Here is a 15593-nt window from a genome sequence, read left to right as displayed (position 1 = left end):
AAGGCAGATTGTCAGTTATCCTTCACCTTGCTGGTCAAAAACAGCGTCACCAGCGAAATCGCGGCGATCGTCCAGTAGACGCTGGCGTGGCCATAACTTTGCGACAGCGCCCCCTGCATCACGCCGGCGAGGATCACGCCGGTGGAAATACTGTTGGTGAACAGGGTGGTCGCCGCCCCCGCCCGACCCGGCATTAAGTCCTGGAACCACAGCATACCGATCCCGGCGATAATACCGATAAAGACCGCGTTAAATAGCTGCAGGGCCAGCAGCGCCGTACGGCCATGAAACAGAATCAACCCGGCATAAAACAGCACACCGGCCGCGACCGCCGCCACCATCATTTTACGTTTACCAAAGCGCTTCACGTAGTAACCGGCGAGGATCATCGCCGGTATCTCCAGTCCGGCGGCAGTGCCCATCAGGATCCCGGCCAGGCTATCGGGAAGGCCGAGATCGCTACTGATCCACAGCGGCATATCAATGATATACATCGTGTTGCAGGTCCACATCAGCGTGGAGGCGATAAACAGCATGCGCACGTTCTTATCCTGCCAGCCGCCGGCCTGCACCAGCGCTGCCGCCTCTTCCGAAGGCTGTTCCACCCGCGGGACCGAGGGCAGCTTGATGGCAATCAGCGCCAGGCTAATGACAAAGATGCCCGCCGCAATGGAAAACATGGTGGTAAAGCCATAATTGAGGGCCAGCATAAAGGCCAGCGGCGGGCCAATCACCCACGCCAGCGACAGCTGGGCACGCATGATCGAACTGAACATCACCACTTCCCGCGCCGAGCTGTCGGCATACTCCCGCGCCAGGGCGAAGAGCTGCGGCATGGCGGCATTGGCGATGGACGCCAGCATCACCCCGCAGGTAATTAACGTCAGGTAGTGACGGTTGAAGGCAAACAGCAGCGCATTGCCCACCGCCATCAGGCAGCAGAGCATAATTAACCGCCGCCGATCGCCGCGGCTATCAGAGCGCTTAGCCAACGCCAGACTCACCAGGATCCCGGCAATGGCATTTACCGTGTAGAACAGGCCCACCCAGAACGGCTGCGCCCCTACTTCGCGGCTGAGAAACAAACTCAACGTCGGCGCCTGCAACGCGCCCGCCACGCCCATCATAAAAGCAACCAGCATAAAGGCGGCATACACGCCGTTTAGCCGTCGTCCCATCGTCATCAACCACAGCATGGAATGTCCTTAACACACGCGAAGTAAACGAAAAAAGCCAGCAGAGGATTTCTGCTGGCGGGTGATTCTATACTCTATGGGTTTCATGTTGCAGGACAAAACGGTTAACCGTTTTGCACAGCGCTTGTGCTGGCCCTGAAAGGGTGAGCGTGGCCAGAACGTCAGGCCCTGAGCGCATCGACAGCGAAACGAGCGGTCGCGGCCAACGCCCCTGCAGCGTGAAAAACGACGAGTATAACACCAATACTCAGTCACACATGATGTCTGCAAGTCAATGATCAGAGGCCTTTGACGTCACTCCCCACTGCATCAGTTCTCCCAGGATTTCCTGTTGTCGTCCTGCCATCAGGCGGGCCAGCCAGGACGCATCCTGCGTCGCAGAAAAATAGCGCTGGTAGAACGATTTTGCGGTAGACCTCATCATATTCACCTCCTCGCTTCATCGGGATTCATTATTGGCTTAATATGGGGAGTAATAAATTGCTGAGTTTTGCGCAGGAGTTCCCCTTTTATGTCTTCCAGCCGTCTGCAACAACAGTTCATCCGCTTATGGCAGTGCTGCGACGGCAAGTCGCAGGAGACCACCCTCAACGAGCTGGCGGAAATGCTGAGCTGCTCGCGTCGCCATATGCGCACCCTGCTCAATATGATGGAGTCCCGCGGCTGGCTGGCCTGGGAGGCGGAGGCAGGCCGCGGCAAGCGTTCACGGCTAACCTTTCTCTATACCGGCCTCGCCCTGCAGCAGCAGCGTGCCGAAGATCTCCTCGAGCAGGATCGCATCGATCAGCTGGTGCAGCTGGTCGGCGATAAGGCCGCCGTCCGCCAGATGCTGATCTCTCATCTTGGCCGCAGCTTTCGCCAGGGACGCCATATCCTGCGCGTGCTCTACTATCGTCCGATGAAGAATTTACTGCCCGGCAGTGCGCTGCGGCGTTCGGAAACGCATATTGCCCGGCAAATTTTCAGCGCCCTGACGCGGGTAAATGAGGAAAATGGGGAACTGGAAGCCGATATTGCCCACCATTGGCAGCAGCTGACCCCCACCCACTGGCGCTTTTTCCTCCGCCCGGGCATCCATTTTCACCACGGCCGTGAGCTGGAGATGGCGGATGTGATCGCCTCTCTGCAGCGCAGCAATGCCCTGCCGCTCTATTCACATATCGAACGCATCGAATCGCCCACCGCCTGGACCCTGGATATTCATCTGCGCCAGCCCGACCGCTGGCTGCCCTGGCTGCTGGGCCAGGTGCCGGCGATGGTGCTGCCGCAGGAGTGGCAGACCATGAACCACTTTTCCTCCATGCCGGTCGGCACCGGCCCTTATGCTGTGGTGCGTAACAATCAGAACCAGCTCAAGATCCATGCCTTTGAAGACTATTTTGGCTACCGGGCGCTGATCGATGAGGTGAACGTCTGGGTGCTGCCGGAAATTAGTGAAGAGCCCAATGGCGGCCTGACGCTGCAGGGCAATACCGAAAGCGAAAAAGCGGTGGAGAGTCGCCTGGAAGAGGGCTGCTATTACCTGCTGTTCGACTCGCGAAGCCCGCTGGGGGCCAACGACGCGGTGCGTCGCTGGTTAAGCTATCTGTTTCAGCCCGCCAACCTGCTCTACCATGCGGGCGAACACTACCAGGGCAACTGGTTTCCCGCCTACGGCCTGCTGCCGCGCTGGCATCACGCCAGCAACCACGCCTGCGAGAAGCCGGCGGGGCTGGAGACCGTCACCCTCACCTATTACCGCGATCACGTCGAACATCGGGTGATCGGCGGGATTATGCGCGACCTGCTGGCAGCGCATCAGGTAAAACTGGAGATCCAGGAGCTGGAGTATGATGCCTGGCATCGCGGCGAGGTGGTCAGCGATATCTGGCTTAACAGCGTTAACTTCACCTTACCGATCGAATTCTCACTCTTCGCCTATCTGTACGAAGTCCCGCTCATTCAGCGCTGCATCCCCATTGACTGGCAGGCAGACGCCTGCCGCTGGCGCGCGGGAGAGTTTAATCCGGCCACCTGGAGCCAGCGGCTGCTGGCCGGGCAACATATCGTGCCGCTGATCCACCACTGGCTGATGATTCAGGGGCAGCGCAGTATGCGCGGCGTACGGATGAACACCCTCGGCTGGTTCGACTTTAAATCCGCGTGGTTTGCGCCGCCGGAGCCGTAAGCGCTTTCCGTCATCTGACAAAATCATTACACTAAGGCCGTTCTCAACGGGGTGCTAATAAACATACGCAATATCATTCACGTTGCATCAAGGCAGCAAGCGGGTGAATCCCCTGGAGCATAGATAACTATGTGACTGGGGTGAACGCGCGAAGCTAACGCAGATGCGGCTTGAAGGATGAAGCGTATGGGCTGAGAAAATACCCGTCGAACCTGATCCGGATAACGCCGGCGAAGGGATTTGAGGCTCACTCAAAATCCTTTGCCACCCCTTTTTTCTGAGGTGCAAAGTGTTGAAAAAATTACTCCCGCTGCTGGCGCTGGTCGCCATGCCCGCTCTGGCTAAGCCTGTCCTCACCGTCTATACCTATGACTCCTTCTCTGCCGACTGGGGCCCCGGCCCGGCGGTCAAAAAAGCCTTTGAAGCGGACTGCGGCTGCGAACTGAAGTTCGTCGCCCTGGAAGATGGCGTTTCGCTACTGAATCGCCTGCGCATGGAAGGCAAGAACAGCAAGGCCGACATCGTGCTTGGCCTGGATAACAACCTGCTGGAAGCCGCGGCGCAGAGTAAACTGTTCGCCAAAAGCCACGTACCTGCCAGCGCGGTCAGCGTGCCAGGCGGATGGGATAATGACACCTTTGTCCCCTACGATTACGGCTATTTCGCCTTCGTCTATGACAAAAATAAACTGGCTAACCCGCCGAAAAGCCTGAAAGAGCTGGTTGAGAGCCCGCAGAAATGGCGCGTCATCTACGAAGATCCCCGCACCAGTACCCCGGGGCTGGGCCTGCTGCTGTGGATGCAAAAGGTCTATGGCGATAAAGCACCCGAGGCCTGGCAGAAGCTGGCGGCGAAAACGGTCACCGTCACCAAGGGCTGGAGTGAAGCCTACGGTCTGTTCCTGAAAGGGGAAAGCGACCTGGTCTTAAGCTACACCACCTCGCCGGCTTACCACATTATTGAAGAGAAGAAAGACAACTATGCGGCGGCGAGCTTCGCCGAAGGCCATTATCTGCAGGTCGAAGTTGCCGCGCGTACCGCCGCCAGCAAGCAGCCGGCACTGGCGGAGAAGTTCCTCAAATTTATGGTCTCGCCTGGCTTCCAGAACGCCATCCCCACCGGGAACTGGATGTATCCGGTGACTCAGGTCGCGCTGCCGGCCGGGTTTGATACCCTGGTGAAGCCGCAGACCACCCTGGCGTTTACCCCGCAGCAGGTCGCCAGCGAGCGTCAGACCTGGATTAGCGCATGGCAACGCGCCGTCAGCCGCTAAACCTTCGCGGGCTATTGCCGGGCCTTTTTGCCGCCACCCTGCTCTGCGCCGTCGCGCTGGCGGCGTTTCTGGCGCTGTGGTTTAGCGCCCCCGGCGCGGGCTGGCAATCGGTCTTCAGCGATAGCTACCTGTGGCACGTGGTGCGCTTCTCCTTCTGGCAGGCGTCGCTGTCAGCGCTGTTCTCGGTGGTGCCGGCCATCTTTCTCGCCCGCGCCCTTTACCGGCGTCGCTTCCCGGGCCGCACACTGCTGCTGCGCCTGTGCGCGATGACCCTGATCCTGCCGGTGCTGGTGGCGGTGTTCGGCATCCTCAGCGTCTATGGCCGCCAGGGCTGGCTGGCCTCGCTGTTTCACGCGCTCGGCTGGCAGTGGGATTTCTCGCCCTACGGTCTGCAGGGCATCCTGCTGGCGCACGTCTTTTTCAATATGCCGATGGCCACCCGCCTGCTGCTGCAGGCGCTGGAGAGTATCCCTGGTGAACAGCGGCAAATTGCCGCCCAGCTTGGCATGCGCGGCTATGCCTTCTTCCGTCTCGTCGAATGGCCGTGGATGCGCCGGCACATTCCCGCCGTCGCTGCGCTGATTTTTATGCTCTGCTTCGCCAGCTTCGCCACCGTGCTGTCGCTGGGCGGCGGCCCGAAGGCCACCACGATTGAGCTGGCTATCTACCAGGCGCTGAGCTTTGACTACGATCCGGCGCGAGCGGCAATGCTGGCGCTGATCCAGATGCTTTGCTGCCTCGCGCTGGTGCTGCTCAGCCAGCGCCTCAGTAAAGCGGTGGCTATCGGCGTCAGCCATGTCCGCGGCTGGCGCGACCCTGACGATCGTCTGCACAGCCGCCTGAGCGACGGACTCTTGATCGGCGCCGCCCTGCTGCTGCTGCTCCCGCCTCTGCTGGCGGTCATCGTCGACGGGATCAACCGCAACATGCTGAACGTGCTGGCGCAGCCGGCGCTCTGGCAGGCATTGAGTACCTCTCTGCGCATCGCCATCGCCGCCGGGCTGTTGAGCGTAACCCTGACGATGATGCTGCTGTGGAGCAGCCGGGAGCTGCGCGCCCGCCAGCGGCCGCTGGCCGGGCAGGCGATGGAGCTGAGCGGCATGTTAATCCTTGCCATGCCGGGGATTGTGCTGGCCACTGGCTTTTTTCTGCTGCTCAGTAACAGCGTCGGACTGCCGGAGTCCGCCGACGGCATCGTCATCTTCACCAATGCCCTGATGGCGATCCCCTACGCGCTCAAAGTGCTGGAAAACCCGATGCGCGACGTGACCGCTCGCTACAGTATGCTGTGCCAGTCGTTGGGGATTGAAGGCTTCACGCGGCTGCGGGTGGTTGAGCTTCGCGCCCTCCGGCGCCCGCTGGCCCAGGCGCTCGCCTTTGCCTGCGTGCTGTCGATTGGTGACTTCGGCGTGGTGGCCCTGTTCGGCAACGAGGCGTTCCGCACCCTGCCTTTCTATCTCTACCAGCAGATAGGCGCCTACCGCAGCCAGGACGGGGCCGTCACCGCCCTACTCCTGCTGCTGCTCTGTTTCTTATTATTTACGCTGATTGAAAAACTTCCGGGGCGTGATGCTAAAACTCAATGATGTGACCTGGCTGTACCAGCATCTGCCGATGCGTTTTACCCTCGACGTCGCGCGCGGCGAGCGTATCGCGGTGCTCGGCCCCAGCGGCGCCGGAAAGAGCACCCTGCTGAATCTGATCGCCGGTTTTCTACCGCCCGCCAGCGGCAGCCTGCGGATCAATGGCGAGGCGCATAACGCGACGCCGCCGGCGCAGCGTCCGGTCTCGATGCTGTTCCAGGAGAATAACCTGTTTAACCATCTCACGGTTCGGCAGAATATCAGCCTCGGGATCCACCCGGGCCTGAAACTGAGCCGCGAGCAGCAGGCGCAGGTGGCGGCGATGGCCGGACAGATGGGAATTGATGCGCTGCTGGAACGCCTGCCGGGCGAGCTTTCCGGCGGTCAGCGGCAGCGCGCGGCGCTGGCCCGCTGTCTGGTGCGCCAGCAGCCGGTGCTGTTACTGGATGAACCCTTCTCAGCGCTTGACCCGGCGCTGCGTCAGGAGATGCTGTCCCTGGTCGCCGATGTCTGCGAGCAGCAGCAGCTCACTCTGCTGATGGTCTCCCACAGCGTGGAAGATGCCGCGCGCATCGCGCCGCGCTCGATAGTGGTCGCCGAAGGGCGGATTGTCTGGGATGGCGCCACCGCCGAGCTGTTAAGCGGCAACAGCAGCGCCTCGCATCTGATGGGCATCAGCGCGCAATAACCTTGTGCAGGATCGCCAGATAGACCGGCATCAGCGGATGGCGGCAGACCAGAGTCAGCGCCGTCGCGGCGACCACCACCATCAGCGGTGACAGCCACAGTAGTCGGCCGCGCGGCAGCCAGCGGGTCAGGCGATCGCCTGAGGTTTTCGCGCTCCGCCACAGCCGCCAGCACAGCCACCCTGCCAGCCAGGCCAGCAGCGCCGCCCCCAACAGCAGCCATTTAAAGCTGGCGCTGTTTTCATCGGCCGGAATATCAATCGCCGCCCCGGCGAGAATGCCGGGCAGGAAATAGAGCGGCGGCCAGAGCAGGCAGCCGATAATATTCGGTAGCACAAACTTCGCCACCGGCAGATCGAGCATCCCGGCGACCATCGGCACCAGCGGTCGCGTCGGCCCAACAAAGCGGCCGATCAGAATGGTGATCATGCTGTGCTGATGCAACGCATGCTCGGTCTTCTCCAACAGGGCACGGTTTTTCTTCATAAACGACCAGCGGTGCAGCGGCTTTTTAAAGCGCCAGCCGAGCCAGAATGAGATCCAGTCGCCCAGCAGACAGCCGACAATCCCCGCCAGCCACGCCTGCCAGAAGTTAACCTCACCGCTGCCGATAAGCGCCCCAAGGCCGGCCATCATCACCGTTCCGGGTAAGATAAGCCCCACCAGCGCCAGCGACTCGAGAAAGGCCACCAGCATCACGGCTAACAACGAGTAGACCGTGGATTGGGTGATAAAGTGTTCCAGCAATGCTTGCATAATGTACCCGGTTAAAAAACGAAGCCCGGATTCTCCGGAGCCATCGCGCCCTCGTCAAGCCACCAATTGTCTTAATAGTTTACTGGCTGTGATATTTAAGCGGGTCATCATTTCACTTTCTTTACTTTTTATTCACATCCTGCACGGAATTCGCTCGGGCTGGCGCCGGTGCATTTTTTAAATACGCGCGAAAAATAGAGCTGATCTTCAAAGCCAACGTTGCGCCCGACGGTGGCGATCGGCATCCGTGTCGTGCTCAGCAGCAGTTTGGCCTGGCTGATGCGCTGATCTTCCCGCCAGCCGAGCACACTGATCCCCAACTGCTGGCGGAACAGGTGCGACAGACGCGAGGGCGACAGGCAGACGTGCTGGGCGACGCTGGCAATATCAAAATGGCTGTCCGCCAGATGGTCGCTGATGTACTGGCAGGCGTCGCGCACCCGGTTATCCAGCGGCGGATGCAGCGATTCGTTGATCGCCTCCATGCGCCGCAGCAGCAGCTGTTCCAGCAGATTTATCGCCAGCAGTTCGGAATAGCGCCCCGCCCCCTGCCCGGCATCGACGATCTGGCCGAACAGTTCGCCAAAGCGCGCCTGCCACTGTTCATCCGGACGGAAAAAGCCGGTCTGGGCGAAGATCGTCGGCCAGTTGAGCCACTCGTGCCAGTAGGCGCGTGGCCGGAAGTAGACCCACTGGTGATACCACTCGCTGGCGTCGGGATGGCGGCCGTAGTGATGGATTTCCCCTGGCGGGAACAGCAGCATATCACCCGGCCGGCAGACGAACTGCTCGCCGTGGTTGTTGATAACACCCTCGCCGCGGATCGTCAGGTTGAGAATATAGCCTTTCATGCCCAGCGGGCGGTCGATAAAGAAATCCAGGTATCCCTGCGCCTCAATCGGCGTGAGGCCGGTGACCAGATGAGCGTTAAAAGAGTAGCCCGGCAGCAGCGGATCGTTTTGCGTTTCGGCCATACGCGTGGTTCTCCCCGAAGGTATTAGTGACACCAATTGTCCATATTCATCATTTTATCGCTCTCGGCCCTGTCGCGACTGCGACGGCGGTGGGAATTTCGCTAAAAAGCCGCACGGTAAGCGAAAAAGCGCCAGCAGCGTGCATTCCACCGTGATATACCGGGTAACAAAAGTGTCTATAAATACGGCAGGAAAGTCCACATCGAATATTTGCACGGCGTCACACTTTGCGAGGTGACAGCAAAATAATCCATAAGATTAGCGAATCCGGCCTGACGGATTTTGCCGGGGATATCTACTGTTGCTGCATGAATGATTTCTGCATGGAGTAACAAGATGGCAATTGCGATTGGCCTCGACTTTGGTAGTGACTCAGTCCGCGCCCTGGCGGTGGAATGCGCGTCCGGCGCAGAGCTGGCGGCAAGCGTAGAGTGGTATCCGCGCTGGCGGGAAGGACAGTATTGCGATGGGGCTAACAACCGGTTCCGCCACCACCCGCGAGATTACATCGAGTCCATGGAAGCGGCGCTGAAAAGCGTGCTCGCTTCGCTGAGCGCCGAACAGCGCGCCGACGTCGTGGGCATTGGCGTCGACAGCACCGGCTCAACCCCGGCTCCCGTTGATGCCGAGGGCAACGTGCTTGCGCTGCGCGAAGAATTCGCTGACAACCCTAACGCCATGTTTGTCCTGTGGAAGGATCACACCGCGGTCGAGGAAGCCGAGGCGATCACCCGCCTGTGTCACCAGCCGGGCAAAGAGGATTACTCGCGCTATATCGGCGGTATCTACTCCAGCGAATGGTTCTGGGCCAAAATCCTTCACGTCACCCGCGAAGATAGCGCCGTCGCCCAGGCTGCCGCCTCGTGGGTAGAGCTTTGCGACTGGGTACCCGCCCTGCTCTCCGGCACCACCCGTCCGCAGGATCTGCGCCGCGGCCGCTGCAGCGCCGGACATAAATCGCTGTGGCACGAAAGCTGGGGCGGTCTGCCGCCGGCCAGCTTCTTCGATGAGCTTGATCCCATCATTAACCAGCATCTGGCCTGGCCGCTGTTCACCGATACCTGGACGGCCGATGTGCCGGTCGGCACGCTGAACGCAGAGTGGGCCCAGCGTCTGGGTCTGTCGCAGACCGTGGCCATCTCCGGCGGCGCCTTCGACTGCCATATGGGCGCCGTTGGCGCCGGGGCGCAACCTAACGCGCTGGTGAAAGTCATCGGCACCTCCACCTGCGACATCCTGATTGCCGATAAAGAGAGCGTCGGCGAGCGCACGGTAAAAGGCATCTGCGGGCAGGTTGACGGCAGCGTGGTTCCGCACTTTATCGGCATGGAGGCAGGCCAGTCCGCCTTCGGCGATATTTACGCCTGGTTTGGCCGCATTCTCGGCTGGCCGCTGGAACAACTGGCTCAGCAGCAGCCGGCGTTGCGCGAGCAAATCAAAGCCAGCCAAAAACAGTTACTGCCGGCGCTCACCGAAGCCTGGGCCAATAATCCGTCCCTCGATCACCTGCCGGTGGTGCTCGACTGGTTCAACGGCCGCCGCACGCCGAATGCCAACCAGCGTCTGAAAGGGGTGATCACCGATCTTAACCTGGCGACCGACGCGCCGGCGCTGTTCGGTGGCCTCATCGCCGCCACCGCCTTTGGCGCCCGCGCCATTATGGAGTGCTTCACCGAGCAGGGGATCCCGGTTAACAACGTGATGGCCCTCGGCGGTATCGCACGGAAAAACCAGGTCATCATGCAGGCCTGCTGCGATGTGCTGAACCGCCCGCTGCAGATTGTCGCCTCCGATCAGTGCTGTGCGCTGGGGGCGGCTATCTTCGCCGCCGTCGCCGCCGGCGTCTATGACGATATTCCCGCCGCCCAGCAGCGGATGGCAAGCCAGGTGGAAACCACCCTGCAGCCACGCCCGGCGCAGGCACAACGTTTCGAACAACTCTATCAGCGCTACCAGCAGTGGTCGGTCAGCGCTGAACAACACTATCTCCCTTCGGCTGCAAAGGCGGAAAAAGCCCCGCAATCTCAGGCAGCGCTCACCCATTAAGGATACGAAAATGACGATTTTTGATAACTATGAAGTATGGTTCGTTATTGGCAGCCAACATCTGTACGGCCCGGAAGCCCTGCGCCAGGTGACGAAGCATGCCGAACATGTGGTGAACAGCCTGAATGCGGAAGCCAAACTGCCTTGCAAACTGGTCCTTAAGCCGCTGGGCACCACCCCGGACGAGATCACTCATATCTGCCGCGACGCCAACTACGATGACAAATGCGCCGGGTTAGTGGTCTGGTTGCATACCTTCTCGCCGGCAAAAATGTGGATCAACGGCCTGACCATCCTCAACAAGCCGCTGCTGCAGTTCCATACGCAATACAATGCCGCGCTGCCGTGGGACAGCATCGATATGGACTTTATGAACCTGAACCAGACCGCGCACGGCGGCCGCGAGTTCGGTTTCATCGGCGCCCGTATGCGCCAGCAACACAGCGTGGTCACCGGCCACTGGCAGGATAAAGAAGCCCACCAGCGCATCGGCGGCTGGATGCGCCAGGCGGTCTCCAAACAGGATACTCGCCATCTGAAAGTGTGCCGTTTCGGCGATAACATGCGCGAAGTGGCGGTGACCGACGGCGATAAAGTCGCGGCGCAGATCAAGTTTGGCTTCTCAGTGAACACCTGGGCGGTCGGCGATCTGGTGCAGGTGGTCAACAGCATCAGCGACGGCGATATCAGCGCGCTGGTCGATGAATATGAAAGCAGCTACCGTCTGACCCCGGCGGCGCAGGTTCACGGCGAGAAGCGCCAGAACGTGCTGGACGCCGCGCGCATTGAGCTGGGGATGAAACGCTTTCTCGAGCAGGGCGGGTTCCACGCCTTTACCACCACCTTTGAAGATCTCCACGGCCTGAAACAGCTTCCGGGTCTCGCCGTGCAGCGCCTGATGCAGCAGGGCTACGGCTTTGCCGGTGAAGGCGACTGGAAAACCGCCGCTCTGCTTCGCATCATGAAGGTGATGTCAACCGGTCTGCAGGGCGGCACCTCCTTTATGGAGGATTACACCTACCACTTCGACAACGGCAACGATCTGGTGCTCGGTTCGCATATGCTGGAAGTGTGCCCGACGATCGCTACCGCTGAGAAACCGATCCTCGACGTCCAGCCGCTGGGTATCGGCGGCAAAGCGGATCCGGCGCGTTTGATCTTCAATACCCAGACCGGCCCGGCGATTGTCGCCAGCCTGATCGATCTGGGAGATCGCTTCCGTCTGCTGGTCAATACCATTGAAACCGTCCCGACGCCGCACGATCTGCCGAAGCTGCCGGTGGCCAACGCTCTGTGGAAAGCGCAGCCGGATCTGCGTACCGCTTCGGAAGCCTGGATCATCGCCGGTGGCGCGCACCATACCGTCTTCAGCCATGCGCTGAACCTCGACGATATGCGCCAGTTCGCCGAGCTGCACAATATCGAGCTGACGGTCATCGACAACGATACCCGTCTGCCGTCCTTCAAGGACGCGCTGCGCTGGAATGAAGTGTATTACGGTTCAAAACGCTAAGAGGCCGTCCCCTCACCCTTTCCCTCTCCCCGTTGGGGAGAGGATACCGTCAGGGCGCCATGCCGCCTTTTTCCCTCTCCCGCCGGGAGAGGGTCGGGGTGAGGGATACCCGACTCGCCTGCTATTCGGAGCACACTATGTTAGAAGATCTTAAACGCCAGGTTCTGGAAGCCAACTTAGCGCTGCCGCAGCATAATCTGGTGACCTTAACCTGGGGCAACGTCAGCGCCGTCGACCGCGACCAGGGCGTTCTGGTTATCAAACCCTCCGGCGTGGATTACCGCGTGATGACCGCCGACGATATGGTGGTGGTCAGTCTGGAGACTGGCGAGGTGGTGGAAGGCAACAAGAAGCCCTCGTCGGATACCCCTACTCATCGCCTGCTGTATCAGGCCTTCCCGACGCTGGGCGGTATTGTGCATACCCATTCGCGCCACGCCACCATCTGGGCGCAGGCCGGGCAATCCATTCCAGCGACCGGCACCACCCACGCTGACTATTTCTATGGCCCGGTTCCCTGCACCCGGTTGATGACCGATGCGGAGATCAACGGCGAATATGAGTGGGAAACCGGCAACGTGATTGTCGAAACTTTCCGTCAGCAGGGAATCGACCCGGCGCAGATGCCCGGCGTGCTGGTGCATTCCCACGGCCCGTTTGCCTGGGGTAAGAATGCCGAAGACGCGGTGCATAACGCCATCGTGCTGGAAGAGATCGCCTATATGGGCATCTTCTGTCGCCAGCTGGCGCCGCAGCTGCCGGATATGCAGCAGACGCTGCTAGATAAGCATTATCTGCGTAAGCACGGGGCCAAAGCCTACTACGGCCAATAATCACCCTGCTCGCCACCGTCTGGTAGCCCGGATAAGGCGCAAGCCGCAATCCGGGGCCACCTTAGCGCCGAATACCTGTATAAAACCCCAGCATCCATCATGAAACCAGGCTATAATCAGGCCTGGTTTTTTATCGGCGAGAATACCCGTGACCCAGCCACGAGCAGGTTTTTTACTCACCCGTCACTGGCGGGACACCCCGCAGGGCAGCGAGCTCTCCTTCTGGCTGGCCACCGACGACGGCCCGCTGCAGGTCACGCTGCCGCCGCAGGAGTCCGTTGCCTTTATCCCCGAAGCGCAGCAGGCGCAGGCTGAACGGCTGCTGCAGGGGGAGAAAGGCTTCCGCTTCGCTCCACTGACCCTGAGAGATTTCCACCGGCAGCCGGTTGTCGGCCTTTACTGTCGCGCCCATCGTCAATTGATGCGTCTGGAGAAGATGCTCCGCGACAGCGGCGTCACCGTCTACGAGGGTGATATCCGTCCGCCGGAGCGCTACCTGATGGAGCGCTTTATCACCGCCCCGGTGTGGGTAGAAGGCGAAACGCGCGGCTCACAGCTGGTCAACGCGCGCATGAAACCGAACCCTGACTATCGCCCGCCGCTGAAATGGGTGTCGCTGGATATCGAAACCAGCCGCCACGGCGAGCTGTACTGCATCGGTCTGGAAGGCTGCGGCCAGCGGGTGGTCTACATGCTGGGCCCCGAACCGGAAACGCCGCCAGACGTCGACTTCGAGCTGGTCTTCATCGCCAGCCGTCCCCTGCTGCTGGAAAAGCTCAACGCCTGGTTTGCCGAACACGACCCTGACGTGCTGATCGGCTGGAACGTGGTGCAGTTCGATCTGCGGGTCCTGCAAAAGCACGCCGAGCGCTATCGTATCCCGCTGCGTCTCGGCCGCGGCAACAGCGAGCTGGAGTGGCGTGAGCACGGTTTTAAGAACGGCGTCTTTTTCGCCCAAGCCAACGGGCGGCTAATTATCGACGGCATCGACGCGCTAAAATCCGCGTTCTGGAACTTCTCCTCCTTTTCACTGGAGGCCGTGGCCCGCGAACTGCTGGGTGAAGGTAAAGCCATTGACAACCCGTGGGATCGGATGGACGAGATCGATCGCCGCTTCCATGAAGACAAACCGGCGCTGGCGATCTATAACCTGCAGGATTGCGAGCTGGTCACGCGGATCTTCCACAAAACGGAGATCATGCCGTTTCTGCTCGAACGGGCGACGGTTAACGGTCTGCCCGCCGATCGCCACGGCGGATCGGTGGCCGCCTTCAGCCATCTCTATTTCCCACGCATGCACCGCCTGGGCTACGTGGCGCCGAACCTCGGCGACGTCCCCCCGCAGGCCAGCCCCGGCGGCTACGTGATGGACTCCCGCCCCGGTCTGTATGACTCGGTGCTGGTGCTGGACTACAAAAGCCTGTATCCGTCGATTATTCGTACCTTTCTAATCGATCCGGTCGGCCTGGTGGAAGGCCTGGCGCAGCCCGATGATCAGCACAGCATCGAGGGCTTCCTCGGCGCCCGCTTTTCGCGCGACAAACACTGCCTGCCCGGCATTGTCAGCCAGATCTGGCACGGCCGCGATGAAGCCAAACGCCAGCATAATAAGCCGCTCTCCCAGGCGCTGAAGATTATCATGAACGCCTTCTACGGCGTGCTGGGCACCAGCGCCTGCCGCTTCTTCGACCCGCGTCTCGCCTCGTCGATTACCATGCGCGGTCACGCGATCATGCGCCAGACCAAAGCGCTAATTGAAGCCAAAGGCTACGACGTTATCTACGGCGATACCGATTCCACCTTCGTCTGGCTGAAACGCCCGCATAGCGAAGCACAGGCAGCGGAGATCGGCCGCGAGCTGGTCAGCGACGTCAATGCCTGGTGGGCGCAGGAGCTTGGTAAAAGCCAGCTGACCAGCGCCCTGGAGCTGGAGTATGAAACCCACTTCTGCCGCTTTTTAATGCCGACGATCCGCGGCGCCGATACCGGCAGCAAGAAGCGCTATGCCGGGATGATTCAGGAGGGCGATGCCCAGCGCATGGTGTTCAAGGGGCTGGAGACGGTACGCACCGACTGGACGCCGCTAGCCCAGCAGTTTCAACAGGAGCTGTACCTGCGCATCTTCCGCAACCAGCCGTATCAGGATTATGTGCGGGAGACTATCGCCAGACTGATGAATGGCGAACTCGACAAGCAGCTGGTTTATCGCAAGCGCCTGCGCCGACCGCTGGCCGAGTATCAACGTAACGTGCCGCCGCACGTGCGCGCCGCGAGGCTGGCGGATGAACACAACGTGAAGCTTGGGCGGGCGCAGCAGTATCAGCAGCGCGGCACCATCAAATACGTCTGGACCACCAGCGGCCCGGAGCCGGTGGATTACCAGCAGTCGCCGCTCGATTACGATCACTATTTAACAAAGCAGTTGCAGCCGGTGGCGGAAGGGATACTGCCCTTCGTCAACGATGACTTTGCTACAATAGTGACAGGACAGCTGGGGCTATTTTAATTTTTTCTCACTCATTCCGCAGGCACAAAAGCCGAAAAATGAAGGGTGCGGAGGAGGTGA

The 15593-nt window shown here is 60.4% G+C and carries 12 protein-coding genes and 1 riboswitch; of the genes, 8 read left to right on the top strand and 4 right to left on the bottom strand.

Features of this window, described 5'->3' with window-relative positions; all coding sequences use genetic code 11:
• Nucleotides 1-11: 11 nt before the first annotated feature.
• Both HMPREF3142_RS08710 and sgrT read right to left on the bottom strand, forming a co-directional pair.
• Complete coding sequence (locus tag HMPREF3142_RS08710; RefSeq protein ID WP_070611996.1) at nt 12-1196, bottom strand: sugar efflux transporter; 1185 nt, start codon at nt 1194-1196, stop codon at nt 12-14.
• Nucleotides 1197-1467: 271 nt separating this feature from the next.
• Nucleotides 1468-1620, bottom strand: coding sequence for a glucose uptake inhibitor SgrT (sgrT, locus tag HMPREF3142_RS27635; protein ID WP_012542866.1), 153 nt, complete (start codon nt 1618-1620; stop codon nt 1468-1470).
• A gap of 87 nt (nt 1621-1707) precedes the next feature.
• Between sgrT and sgrR the strand changes: the two genes are divergently transcribed.
• From sgrR to thiQ, 4 genes are all read left to right on the top strand, one after another.
• Nucleotides 1708-3363 carry an HTH-type transcriptional regulator SgrR gene (gene sgrR / locus HMPREF3142_RS08705; RefSeq protein WP_008807454.1) on the top strand — a complete coding sequence of 552 codons (1656 nt, stop codon included), beginning with the start codon at nt 1708-1710 and terminating at the stop codon, nt 3361-3363.
• A gap of 37 nt (nt 3364-3400) precedes the next feature.
• A riboswitch (TPP riboswitch) is annotated at nt 3401-3620 on the top strand.
• A 32-nt stretch (nt 3621-3652) separates the two neighbouring features.
• On the top strand, nt 3653-4636 hold the full coding sequence (gene thiB / locus HMPREF3142_RS08700; protein ID WP_012968944.1) for a thiamine ABC transporter substrate binding subunit: 984 nt from the start codon (nt 3653-3655) through the stop codon (nt 4634-4636).
• Nucleotides 4612-6222: a thiamine/thiamine pyrophosphate ABC transporter permease ThiP gene (gene thiP / locus HMPREF3142_RS08695; protein ID WP_012968945.1), complete on the top strand. Its 1611-nt coding sequence runs from the start codon at nt 4612-4614 to the stop codon at nt 6220-6222. Before thiB ends, thiP begins: the two co-directional genes overlap by 25 nt.
• Nucleotides 6206-6907, top strand: coding sequence for a thiamine ABC transporter ATP-binding protein ThiQ (gene thiQ, locus HMPREF3142_RS08690; protein ID WP_023322058.1), 702 nt, complete (start codon nt 6206-6208; stop codon nt 6905-6907). The genes thiP and thiQ overlap by 17 nt, the downstream gene beginning before the upstream one ends.
• On the opposite strand, the gene HMPREF3142_RS08685 is transcribed toward thiQ, so the two are convergent.
• Both HMPREF3142_RS08685 and araC read right to left on the bottom strand, forming a co-directional pair.
• Complete coding sequence (locus HMPREF3142_RS08685) at nt 6894-7661, bottom strand: DedA family protein (RefSeq protein WP_008807458.1); 768 nt, start codon at nt 7659-7661, stop codon at nt 6894-6896. The two genes, thiQ and HMPREF3142_RS08685, sit on opposite strands and share 14 nt — an antisense overlap.
• 128 nt (nt 7662-7789) lie before the next feature.
• The gene (araC, locus tag HMPREF3142_RS08680) at nt 7790-8635 is read right to left on the bottom strand and encodes an arabinose operon transcriptional regulator AraC (protein WP_004204301.1); all 846 of its coding nucleotides are present in this window, start codon (nt 8633-8635) and stop codon (nt 7790-7792) included.
• A gap of 336 nt (nt 8636-8971) precedes the next feature.
• Between araC and araB the strand changes: the two genes are divergently transcribed.
• From araB to polB, 4 genes are all read left to right on the top strand, one after another.
• A complete protein-coding gene (gene araB, locus HMPREF3142_RS08675) occupies nt 8972-10681 on the top strand; it encodes a ribulokinase (protein ID WP_016160288.1) in 1710 nt (569 codons plus the stop codon).
• A 10-nt stretch (nt 10682-10691) separates the two neighbouring features.
• Nucleotides 10692-12194 carry an L-arabinose isomerase gene (gene araA, locus HMPREF3142_RS08670; RefSeq protein ID WP_008807461.1) on the top strand — a complete coding sequence of 501 codons (1503 nt, stop codon included), beginning with the start codon at nt 10692-10694 and terminating at the stop codon, nt 12192-12194.
• Nucleotides 12195-12331: 137 nt separating this feature from the next.
• On the top strand, nt 12332-13027 hold the full coding sequence (gene araD, locus HMPREF3142_RS08665) for an L-ribulose-5-phosphate 4-epimerase (protein ID WP_012968949.1): 696 nt from the start codon (nt 12332-12334) through the stop codon (nt 13025-13027).
• 148 nt (nt 13028-13175) lie between these two features.
• A complete protein-coding gene (polB, locus tag HMPREF3142_RS08660; protein WP_012968950.1) occupies nt 13176-15533 on the top strand; it encodes a DNA polymerase II in 2358 nt (785 codons plus the stop codon).
• Nucleotides 15534-15593: the final 60 nt, after the last annotated feature.

It is taken from the genome of Klebsiella sp. HMSC16C06 (genome assembly GCF_001808325.1).
Classification (GTDB): domain Bacteria; phylum Pseudomonadota; class Gammaproteobacteria; order Enterobacterales; family Enterobacteriaceae; genus Klebsiella; species Klebsiella variicola.
The sequence above is the reverse complement of the archived record's forward strand: the minus strand, read 5'-3'. Positions and strand labels throughout refer to the sequence as shown.

Excerpts from the sequence above, each read along its gene's own strand:
- thiP (WP_012968945.1), top strand. The coding sequence starts at position 4,612 with ATGGCAACGCGCCGTCAGCCGCTAAACCTTCGCGGGCTATTGCCGGGC.
- sgrR (WP_008807454.1), top strand. The coding sequence starts at position 1,708 with ATGTCTTCCAGCCGTCTGCAACAACAGTTCATCCGCTTATGGCAGTGC.
- araA (WP_008807461.1), top strand. The coding sequence starts at position 10,692 with ATGACGATTTTTGATAACTATGAAGTATGGTTCGTTATTGGCAGCCAA.
- HMPREF3142_RS08710 (WP_070611996.1), bottom strand. The coding sequence starts at position 1,196 with ATGCTGTGGTTGATGACGATGGGACGACGGCTAAACGGCGTGTATGCC.
- araD (WP_012968949.1), top strand. The coding sequence starts at position 12,332 with ATGTTAGAAGATCTTAAACGCCAGGTTCTGGAAGCCAACTTAGCGCTG.
- sgrT (WP_012542866.1), bottom strand. The coding sequence starts at position 1,620 with ATGATGAGGTCTACCGCAAAATCGTTCTACCAGCGCTATTTTTCTGCG.
- araB (WP_016160288.1), top strand. The coding sequence starts at position 8,972 with ATGGCAATTGCGATTGGCCTCGACTTTGGTAGTGACTCAGTCCGCGCC.
- HMPREF3142_RS08685 (WP_008807458.1), bottom strand. The coding sequence starts at position 7,661 with ATGCAAGCATTGCTGGAACACTTTATCACCCAATCCACGGTCTACTCG.
- araC (WP_004204301.1), bottom strand. The coding sequence starts at position 8,635 with ATGGCCGAAACGCAAAACGATCCGCTGCTGCCGGGCTACTCTTTTAAC.
- thiQ (WP_023322058.1), top strand. The coding sequence starts at position 6,206 with ATGCTAAAACTCAATGATGTGACCTGGCTGTACCAGCATCTGCCGATG.